A 9422-nucleotide genomic window follows, 5' to 3' on the forward strand; every position below is an offset into this window, starting at 1 on the left:
GGTGCGACGGCGTACGGTGGGACGGTCGTTGAGCGAGGAGAGGTACGGGCACATGGACGCAGGGCTCAAGCGCGAGCTGGAGCAGAAGGTCAGGGACGGTGAGCGGCTGTCCCGCGAGGACGGCATCGCGCTCTACGAGTCGGACGACCTGGCCTGGCTCGGTGGCCTCGCCCACGAGGTGCGCACGCGTAAGAACGGCGACGTCGTGCACTTCAACGTCAACCGTCACCTGAACATGACGAACGTGTGCACCGCTTCGTGCGCCTACTGCTCCTTCCAGCGCAAGCCCGGCGAGAAGGACGCCTACACGATGCGCATCGAGGAGGCGGTCAAGCTCGCCAAGGAGATGGAGGGCGACAACCTCACCGAACTGCACATCGTCAACGGGCTGCACCCGAACCTTCCGTGGCGCTACTACCCGCGCTCCCTGAAGGCGCTCAAGGAGGCCCTGCCGAACGTCGGGCTCAAGGCCTTCACGGCGACCGAGATCCATCACTTCGAGAAGATCTCCGGGATGGGCGCGAGCGAGATCCTCGACGAGCTGATCGAGGCGGGGCTGGAATCGCTGACCGGTGGTGGCGCCGAGATCTTCGACTGGGAGATCCGGCAGCACATCGTCGACCACGACACCCACTGGGAGGACTGGTCGCGCATCCACCGCCTGGCGCACGAGAAGGGGCTCAAGACCCCCGCGACGATGCTGTACGGGCACATCGAGGAGCCCCGGCACCGCGTCGACCACGTGCTGCGGCTGCGTGAACTGCAGGACGAGACCGGCGGTTTCCAGGTCTTCATCCCGCTGCGCTACCAGCACGACTTCGTGGACATGAAGGACGGCAAGGTCCGTAACCGCCTTCAGGCGGGGACGACGATGGCCACGGGTGCGGAGGCTTTGAAGACCTTCGCCGTGTCGCGGCTGCTGTTCGACAACGTGCCGCACGTGAAGTGCTTCTGGGTCATGCACGGACTGCACACCACGCAGCTCGCGATGCAGCACGGGGCGGACGACATGGACGGCTCGGTCGTCGAGTACAAGATCACGCATGACGCGGACAATTACGGTACGCCGAACAAGATGACGCGTGAGGATCTGCTCGATCTGATTCGCGATGCGGGGTTCCGGCCGGTGGAGCGCAATACGCGGTACGAGATCATCCGTGAGTACGAGGGGGCCGATCCCGGGCGGCGGGATGAGCCGCAGCCCATGCGAGTGTGATGGTGGCGGGCACCCGTCCACCGGCCAGGGGGCTCCGCCCCGGACCCCGCGCCTCAAACGCCGGCGGGGCTGGAAATGCTTGATTTATCAAGCCCCTGCGGCGGTTGAGCAGCGGGGTCCGGGGCGGAGCCCCGGGGTTTTAGAGCGGGAGCATCATGTGGATGTCGTCGCGGTCGTCTCCGGGGGCCACCCGGATCGCTCCGGGGACGCGGCCGACCTCCCTGTAGTCGCACGCCGCGTAGAACGCATCCGCCCCCGTACCCCCACGGCAGGTGAGCCGCAGAGCCTCGATGCCCTCGAACGAGCGGGCGACATCCGCGGCGGCAGACATCAGCGCGCGCCCGTACCCCTTGCCCTGGTGCGCGGGGTGCACCATCACCGTGTAGAGCCACAAGTGGTGCTTCATCAGGCGGTGTTGGTTGAACGCGAGGAAGGCCGACGCCGCGACCCGGCCCTGCTCGTCGCGGCCCACGAGGAGCCGGGTCCGGCCCCCGGCGAGGTCGGCGAGGCGCTTCACCAGCTCGGGGCGTATGTCCTCGGTGGTGACCGGCGGGACGAAGCCGACCGCGCCGCCGGCGTTCGTGACGTCCGACCACAGGGTGAGGAGCCCGTCGCGCAGATCGGGGTCGACGGCCGGGTCGAGTTCGAAGGTGAGGGGAGTCGTGGTGCGCATGGGTCCGAGCGTAACCAGAGGCGAGGTCGTGACGTTCGGACGTCCGGATCGGGACCTTCGGCCGTAGGGAGCGGCTAAGCACCGGGCGTAGCTTGTGAATGTATTCACGAGCGAAAGAAGGCAACGGCCATGGCTCTCCACGCATCGGACAGTCCCGCCCGACACAGCGCCACGGGCGCCCCGCGCCGGGGCGCCGGCAGCCAGGACGACGTCGTCGTCCGCGCGCCCGCCGCCCGCGGGATCCTCGCCGTGTCCCGCGTACTCGTCGGCTTCTACTTCCTGTGGGCCTTCCTGGACAAGACCTTCGGCTTCGGGAAGGCGACTCCCTCCGGCGGAAGCTGGCTGAACGGCGGCAGCCCCACCGAGGGCTTCCTTCTGCACGGCACGTCCGGCCCCTTCGCCCACATGTTTGACTCCGTGGCCGGCGCCTGGTGGCTCGACCTGGTCTTCATGCTCGGCCTGCTCGGCGTCGGCCTCGCCATGGTCCTCGGCATCGGCATGCGGATCGCGGCCGCCGCGGGCACGCTGATGATGGCCTTCATGTGGCTCGTCTCGCTGTGGCCCGACAGCAACCCGTTCATGGACGACCACTGGATGATCGCCCTCGTCCTGCTGATCACCGCGGCCACCGGCGCGGGCCGCTACTACGGTCTCGGCGGGGTGTGGGCCCAGCTGCCCGTCGTCCGCAACAACCGGTGGCTGATCTGACGCGCCGATCCGACGCCGCGAGCCCCCGCTGGAATCGAGTGCCCCTCCCCGTGCTTCACTGGAGGGGCGCTCGTCCTGTAAGGGCATCATTTCGGAACGGAAGAGTGGATTGACATGCTCCGCTACACGCTGATGCGGCTCGGAATCTTCGTGGGCTGTTTCCTCGTCGTCTGGGGTCTCGTCGCCACCGGTATCGTGCCCGCCGGCATCGGTGGCTCCTACTGGCTGTGGATCGCACTGATCGGCCTGGTCATCTCCGCGCCCATCAGCTACGTCGTGCTGCGCGGTGAGCGCGACCGCGCCTCCAAGAAGGTCATCGAACGCGTGGACCGCGCCAAGTCGAACATGGCGGCCAACCGCTCCATGGAGGACGACGCGGACGACGCCGCCCGCACCCGCGCCCACACACAGGACGCGTAAGCTTCCTCACACTCGGGACGACCCCGGCACCGCATCAGGTGCCGGGGTCGCCTGCATTTTCAAGGCAAATGCCACTTTGAGCCCGTACGGGCACCTCATCTGCCCCAAAGAAGCCCTTTGATGTTCTCAAAGTTGCGGTGTTAACGTTCCTGTCATGAAGACATCAGTTGCGCCTGAAACCGCCATGAGCGTCGCGCTCGTGGAGCGCCTGCATGTCGATCTCTGCCGCTGCATGTCCGCGGCCTGTCGCGCCTGATCGCTCAGTTTCGACTTCTCCGGCCGAAGCGACGCAGCGGCTCCGTTGACCACGTTTCGCGGTCGCCGCTCCTGTACGTCCCCGTCTTGTCCCGCGTGTCCTCACTGGAGTGCCTCCGTGTCCGCGAACACCCCCGCAGCCGAACAGAAGTCCGGCTTCCGAATACCCAAGATCCCGTTCTGGGCGCAGATCCTGGGCGGTCTCGTCCTGGGTGTGCTGCTCGGCTGGCTGGCCCGCAACCAGGACATCTCCTGGCTCGTCACCACCCTGCAGAAGGTCGGCGACACCTTCATCCAGCTGCTGAAGCTGGCCGTTGCCCCGCTGGTCTTCTTCGCGATCCTGGTGTCGATCACCAACCTTCGTAAGGTCAACAACGCCGCCCGGCTCGCGTCGCGCACGTTGCTCTGGTTCATGGTCACGTCGCTGATCGCGGTCGTCATCGGCCTCGCGATCGGCCTGCTCACAAACCCGGGCGCCGGCACGGGCCTGACCGCGAAGGACGGCGCCAAGCCGGAACACGCCGGTTCCTGGCTCGACTTCCTCACCGGCATCATCCCGACGGACGTCATCACGCCGTTCACCGAGCTGAACGTGCTGCAGATCGTCTTCATGGCGGCCGTCGCCGGCATCGCCATCCTGAAGGTCGGCGAGAAGGCCCAGCCGATCCTCACGCTCTCCGAGTCGGTCCTCGAGCTCCTCCAGAAGGCCCTGTGGTGGGTCATCAAGCTCGCCCCGATCGGCACCATCGGCCTCATCGGCAACGCCATCGCCACGTACGGCTGGAACCTGATCAGCAAGTACGCGACGTTCACCGTCGACATCTACGTCGGCTGCGCCCTGGTCCTCTTCGGCGTCTACCCGCTGCTGCTGTGGACGGTCGCGAAGCTCAGCCCGCTGCAGTTCTTCAAGGGCGCCTGGCCTGCGATCCAGCTGGCCTTCGTCTCCCGCTCCTCCGTCGGCACGATGCCGCTCACGCAGCGGGTCACCGAGCGCCTCGGCGTCCCGAAGGAGTACGCCTCCTTCTCCGTCCCCTTCGGTTCGACGACCAAGATGGACGGTTGCGCCTCGATCTACCCGGCGATCGCCGCGATCTTCGTCGCGCAGATCTTCAACATCGACCTGAACATCGGTGACTACCTGCTCATCGCGTTCGTGTCGGTGATCGGTTCCGCCGCCACCGCCGGTCTGACGGGCGCCACGGTCATGCTGACGCTGACCCTGTCGACGCTCGGCCTGCCGATGGAGGGCGTCGGCCTGCTCCTCGCGATCGACCCGATCCTGGACATGATGCGGACGGCGACGAACGTCGCGGGTCAGGCGCTCGTCCCGGTGATCGTCTCCGCCCGCGAGAAGATCCTCGACCGCGACGCCTACGACAACGCGACGTCCTCCCCGGTGGACGAGCCGCAGGAGGTGGCCGTCCCGGCCGCCGCCTGACATCCCCCGGTTCGCTCCACCATCTACGTAGTCCCGCCCCCTGCTCCCTGGGGGCGGGACTACGTGCGTTCGCGGTCGTTCTCGTTGCGCCGCACCGGGGGCGCCTCAATCGCCGGCGGGGCTTGATCAATCAAGCCCCGGCCGCGCTGCGTAGGGTGGTCCGTGCGGATCGTGCGGAGAGAGGCGGCTGGGGTGGGTGGCGAGGGGCAGGTCGGGGTGGTGCGGCAGAAGAGGATGCCGCGGGCCGAGCGGGAGCGGCAGATGCTGGACGCCGCGGTCCGGGTGTTCGGGGAGCGGGGGTACCGGGCCGCGTCGATGGACGAGATCGCCGAACTGGCGGGCGTGTCCAAGCCGTTGGTGTATCTGTACCTGAACTCGAAGGAAGACCTGTTCAGCGCATGCATCCGGCGGGAGGCCAAGGCGCTGGTCGACGCGGTCCGGGCAGGCGTACGCACGGACGTGGCCGCCGACCGGCAGCTGTGGGAGGGCCTCACCGCCTTCTTCGCGCACACCGCCGAGCGGCCCGACGGATGGGCGGTGCTGCACAGCCAGGCGCGCTCCGGCGGAGACCCGTTCGTGGCGGAGGTCGTCGCCATGCGCGAGGAGATCGTCGCGTTCGTGACCGGGCTCATCGCGGCGACCGCGCGCGAGGCGCACGACAAGCCCGAGCTGGTCGAGCGCGAGGTCACGGGCCTCGCCCAGGCCCTGGTCGGCGCGGCGGAGGCGCTCGCCGGCTGGGCGAACGCGGACGCTTCGGTGTCCGCGAAGGAGGTCGCCACGACGATGATGAACTTTGCCTGGTCGGGGCTCGGCAACCTGATGGACGGGCGGCGCTGGTCAGCCCGTTAGCGGGTGCGCCTCGACGGTGAGGTGGGTGCGCTTCCCGTCCGCCGAACGCAGTTCGAGGGCCGGCCCCTGGGCCGCGTACACCACTTCGCCCGGCAGCAGCACCGGCGCCTTGAAGTGGGCCTGTACGTGGACGGGCCCGTGCGCCTTGTGCTCCGCGAGGCAGCGGGCCACCGTCCACATGCCGTGCGCGATGGCTCGCGGGAAGCCGAAGAGGCGGGCCGTGAGCGGGTGCAGGTGGATGGGGTTGCGGTCGCCGGACGCGGCGGCGTAGCGGCGGCCGAGGTCGTCGGAGAGCTGCCAGCGGGTGAGCTCGGGCAGCGGTTCGGCGGGCTCCCGCGGTGCCTCGGGCGGGGCCGGCGCGGACGTCTTGTGCCGGGCCAGATACGTACTGGTCGACTGCCACACCGGTTCCGGTTCGCCCGCGGCGGCGTGCAGCTCGGTGACGACGACGGCCTCGGTGCCGCGGCGGTGCGGCCGCAACTCCCTTACCCGTACGGCCAGTTCGAACGTTTCGGTCGGGGACAGGTCGCGTTGCTGCGTGATCGCGATCGACGTGTGGACGAGGCCGAGCAGCGGCAGCGGGAACGCGCGCGCCGACATCAGCCGCATGGCCAGCGGGAAGCCCAGGACGTGCGGGTACGTGAGCGCCAACTCGGGCCTCCCGGTCGCGAATCCGCAGGTCCGCTCGTAGGCGGTGAGGTGGTCCTGCGCGATGCGGAGCCCTGGAACGGTGAGCCGGGTATCGGCGAACGGGGCGTCCGGGCGGGGCCGCTTGAACGGGGAAAGTACGGCGCCGCGCAACATGAGGGGGAGCAGGGCGGGAACGGCGTCGAGGGCGACGGTGCGGGTCATGAGGGGTCCTAAGGGAGGGGCGGGTGGGCATATCAAGCCCCGCCGGCGATTGAGGCGCGGGGTCCGGCGCGGAGCCCCGTGAGCGGAGGATGGCGGGCCGGGCGCGTCCGGTGCCGAGGCGCACCCGAACCCGCCCGCCCCGGAGGGGTTACGCCCCGAGCAGGGACTGGCCGCAGACCCGGACGACCTGCCCATTCACGGCCCCGGACGCAGGGGACGCGAACCAGGACGTCGCCTCCGCCACATCCACCGGAAGCCCACCCTGCCCAAGGGAGTTCATGCGCCGCCCGGCCTCCCGGATGAACAACGGAACGGCCGCCGTCATCTTCGTCTCGATGAAACCGGGAGCCACCGCGTTCACCGTCACACCGTGCTCCGCGGCGGCCCGCGGCGCCAGCGACCGTACGAGCCCGACGACGCCCGCCTTGCTCGCCGCATAGTTGGTCTGCCCCGCGTTCCCCGCGATCCCGGCGATGGACGCGGTCGCGACGATCGCTCCGCCGCGCCGCACGGCCCCCGCCTTGAGCAGCGCGTCCGTCGTCCGCAACACGCTCGCGAGGTTCACCTCGAGGACCGAACTCCAGCGCTCGGCCGCCATGTTGGCGAGGCGCCGGTCGCGGGTGATGCCCGCGTTGTGCACGAGGACGTCCAGGCCGTCGGGCACGAACTCGGCGATCCGCTCACCCGCGTCGTCCGCCGTGATGTCCAGTGGCAGCGCGCGCCCGCCGAGCCGCTCCGCCACCTTCGCGAGATCGGCCCCGGCCGACGGGACGTCGAGCAGGACGACCTCGGCGCCGTCCCGTACGAGGGTCTCGGCGACGGCCTCGCCGATGCCGCGCGCGGCGCCGGTAACGAGGGCGGTGCGGCCGGCGAGGGGTTGTTCCCAGTCTCCGGGGAGCTTCAACTCGCCGCCCGTAGCGCCTACTTGGACCACCTGCCCGCTGACGTACGCCGACTTCGGCGACAGCAGAAAGCGCAGGGTCGACTCGGCGCCGGCCACCGGGCCCGCGACGCGCACCAGGTTCACGGTGCGGCCGCGCCCGATCTCCTTGCCGAGTGAGCGCACGAAGCCTTCGAGGCCCTGTTGCACGGCCGCCTGGTGGTGGTCTTCGGGGGACGGGGGTGCGCCGAGGACGACCACGCGGCCGCCCGTCGCCATGGAGCGCACGACCGGATGCAGCGCGGCGTGCACCTCGGCGAGGGCGTCCAGGCCGTGGGCGGCGGTGGCGTCGACGACGACGGCCGTGGGCCGCTCGGCGTCGGACGTGACCGCGAGTCCGGTGCGGCCCAGCAGCTCCGCGAGGACCTTGCGATGCGTGGATTCGCCCGCCGTGAGGTGCAGCAACTGACCATCCAGGCACGGGCGTTCGGGGCTGAAACGGTGCAGTGGTGCGGGCTGCGGCAGGCCGAGGCGGCGGGTCAGGAAGCGGCCCGGGGTCGTGCCGGTGAAGTTCAGATAGCGGTCGGCCACGGTCCAGCTCCCAGCTCGGCGTAAATTTACTACGGAGTAAGGTTACTCATAGGTCAGTACTTGTCGAGAGGCACCGCGAGAGCTCAGGAGCTGCCGAACATGACGCGAACCCCGAAGGGCCCTGCCGCCCCCGTCCTGGGAAACGCACCACGTCGTGTCGCCGTCGTCGCCGGCAACCGCATCCCGTTCGCGCGCTCCGACGGCCCGTACGCGACCGCGTCCAACCAGGACATGCTGACCGCCGCGCTCGACGGCCTCGTGGGGCGGATGAAGCTCCACGAGCCCGGCGCCGTCGGTGAGTTCGTGGCGGGCGCCGTGCTGAAGCACAGCCGCGACTTCAACCTCGCACGCGAGACCGTGCTCGGTTCGATGATGGACGCGCGCACGCCCGCGTACGACATCCAGCAGGCCTGCGGCACCGGGCTGCAGGCCGTGATCGCCGCCGCCAACAAGATCGCGCTCGGTCAGACCGAGAGCGCCGTCGCGGGCGGCTCCGACACCGCGAGTGACGCCCCGCTCGGCGTCAACGACGAGCTGCGCAAGATCCTCCTTGAGGCGCGGCGGGCGAAGTCGGCGGGCGGCCGGTTGAAGGCGCTCGCCAAGGTCAGGCCGGGGCACCTGGTCCCCGACATCCCGCGCAACGCGGAGCCGCGCACCCGGCTGTCCATGGGCGAGCACGCCGCCGTCACCGCGCGCGCGTGGGGCATCGCCCGCGAGGCCCAGGACGAGCTGGCCGCCACCAGTCATCAGCGTCTCGCGGCGGCGTACGAGCGGGGGCTCCTGGACGATCTCGTCGTGCCGTACCGGGGGCTCGAGCGGGACCAGAACCTGCGGCCGGGGTCGACCGTCGAGCAACTCGCCAAGCTGAAGCCGGTGTTCGGGGTCAAGGGTGACGACCCGAACCCGACCATGACGGCCGGGAATTCGACGCCGTTGACGGACGGCGCGGCGGTGGTGCTGCTCGCGAGCGAGGAGTGGGTGGCGTCGCGCGGGCTTGAGCCGCTCGCGTATCTCACGGCGTACGAGACGGCGGCGGTCGACTTCGTAGGCGGGGACGTCGCGGGCGGCGACGGCGACGGGCTGCTCATGGCGCCCGCGTATGCCGTGCCGCGGATGCTGGAGCGGGTGGGGCTCGGGGTCGAGGACTTCGACCTGGTCGAGGTGCATGAGGCGTTCGCCTCGCAGGTGTTGGCGACGCTCGCCGCGTGGGAGAAGGCGGGGCTTTCGCCGGTGGACCGGGGGCGGTTGAACGTGGCGGGGTCGTCGCTCGCGACCGGGCATCCGTTCGCGGCGACGGGGGCGAGGATCGTCGCCACGTTGGCCAAGTTGTTGGCGGAGCGGGGTGGTTCGGGGCGGGGCCTGATCTCGATCTGCGCGGCGGGCGGCCAGGGCGTCACCGCTGTGCTGGAACGTGCTTGACGCCACGGGGCTCCGCCCCGGACCCCGCGCCTCAATCGCCGGCGGGGCTCAAAAAACCAACCGCCGGCGGGGCTTGGAAGACCAACCATCGGCAGGGCTCGAAAGGTCAATCGTCGGCGGG

At 69.9% G+C, this 9422-nt stretch carries 9 protein-coding genes; 6 read left to right on the top strand and 3 right to left on the bottom strand.

What is annotated here, in order from left to right; genetic code table 11:
- Positions 1 to 52 precede the first annotated feature (52 nt).
- On the top strand, positions 53 to 1216 hold the full coding sequence (gene mqnE / locus ABT004_RS22710; protein ID WP_351339802.1) for an aminofutalosine synthase MqnE: 1164 nt from the start codon (positions 53 to 55) through the stop codon (positions 1214 to 1216).
- A gap of 139 nt (positions 1217 to 1355) precedes the next feature.
- Here mqnE and ABT004_RS22715 read toward each other — a convergent pair whose 3' ends face one another.
- Positions 1356 to 1889, bottom strand: a complete 534-nt coding sequence (locus tag ABT004_RS22715; protein ID WP_351339805.1) for a GNAT family N-acetyltransferase — start codon at positions 1887 to 1889, stop codon at positions 1356 to 1358.
- Between the two features lie 129 nt (positions 1890 to 2018).
- On the opposite strand from ABT004_RS22715, the gene ABT004_RS22720 reads away from it, so the two are divergent.
- The 4 genes from ABT004_RS22720 to ABT004_RS22735 all read left to right on the top strand — a co-directional run bounded on the left by ABT004_RS22720 (position 2019) and on the right by ABT004_RS22735 (position 5559).
- Positions 2019 to 2597: a DoxX family protein gene (locus ABT004_RS22720; protein ID WP_351339807.1), complete on the top strand. Its 579-nt coding sequence runs from the start codon at positions 2019 to 2021 to the stop codon at positions 2595 to 2597.
- A 114-nt stretch (positions 2598 to 2711) separates the two neighbouring features.
- Entirely contained in the window at positions 2712 to 3017 is a 306-nt protein-coding gene (locus ABT004_RS22725) for a DUF4229 domain-containing protein (protein ID WP_351339810.1), read from the top strand.
- A 373-nt stretch (positions 3018 to 3390) separates the two neighbouring features.
- Complete coding sequence (locus ABT004_RS22730; protein ID WP_351339813.1) at positions 3391 to 4710, top strand: dicarboxylate/amino acid:cation symporter; 1320 nt, start codon at positions 3391 to 3393, stop codon at positions 4708 to 4710.
- 234 nt (positions 4711 to 4944) lie between these two features.
- Positions 4945 to 5559, top strand: a complete 615-nt coding sequence (locus ABT004_RS22735) for a TetR/AcrR family transcriptional regulator (protein ID WP_351339826.1) — start codon at positions 4945 to 4947, stop codon at positions 5557 to 5559.
- Here the strand turns inward: ABT004_RS22735 and ABT004_RS22740 are convergent.
- Positions 5548 to 6411, bottom strand: a complete 864-nt coding sequence (locus ABT004_RS22740; protein WP_351339815.1) for a MaoC family dehydratase — start codon at positions 6409 to 6411, stop codon at positions 5548 to 5550. The genes ABT004_RS22735 and ABT004_RS22740 overlap by 12 nt on opposite strands.
- Positions 6412 to 6559: 148 nt before the next feature.
- Positions 6560 to 7882: a 3-oxoacyl-ACP reductase gene (locus ABT004_RS22745; RefSeq protein WP_351339817.1), complete on the bottom strand. Its 1323-nt coding sequence runs from the start codon at positions 7880 to 7882 to the stop codon at positions 6560 to 6562.
- A gap of 99 nt (positions 7883 to 7981) precedes the next feature.
- On the opposite strand from ABT004_RS22745, the gene ABT004_RS22750 reads away from it, so the two are divergent.
- Positions 7982 to 9301, top strand: coding sequence for an acetyl-CoA C-acetyltransferase (locus tag ABT004_RS22750; RefSeq protein ID WP_351339819.1), 1320 nt, complete (start codon positions 7982 to 7984; stop codon positions 9299 to 9301).
- Positions 9302 to 9422: the final 121 nt, after the last annotated feature.

Source organism: Streptomyces sp. NPDC002790, from assembly GCF_040295505.1.
Lineage (GTDB): Bacteria > Actinomycetota > Actinomycetes > Streptomycetales > Streptomycetaceae > Streptomyces.

Bases quoted from the DNA above. Each gene is read 5' to 3' on its own strand.
- mqnE (WP_351339802.1), top strand. From the start codon at position 53: ATGGACGCAGGGCTCAAGCGCGAGCTGGAGCAGAAGGTCAGGGACGGT.
- ABT004_RS22715 (WP_351339805.1), bottom strand. From the start codon at position 1,889: ATGCGCACCACGACTCCCCTCACCTTCGAACTCGACCCGGCCGTCGAC.
- ABT004_RS22720 (WP_351339807.1), top strand. From the start codon at position 2,019: ATGGCTCTCCACGCATCGGACAGTCCCGCCCGACACAGCGCCACGGGC.
- ABT004_RS22725 (WP_351339810.1), top strand. From the start codon at position 2,712: ATGCTCCGCTACACGCTGATGCGGCTCGGAATCTTCGTGGGCTGTTTC.
- ABT004_RS22735 (WP_351339826.1), top strand. From the start codon at position 4,945: ATGCCGCGGGCCGAGCGGGAGCGGCAGATGCTGGACGCCGCGGTCCGG.
- ABT004_RS22740 (WP_351339815.1), bottom strand. From the start codon at position 6,411: ATGACCCGCACCGTCGCCCTCGACGCCGTTCCCGCCCTGCTCCCCCTC.
- ABT004_RS22750 (WP_351339819.1), top strand. From the start codon at position 7,982: ATGACGCGAACCCCGAAGGGCCCTGCCGCCCCCGTCCTGGGAAACGCA.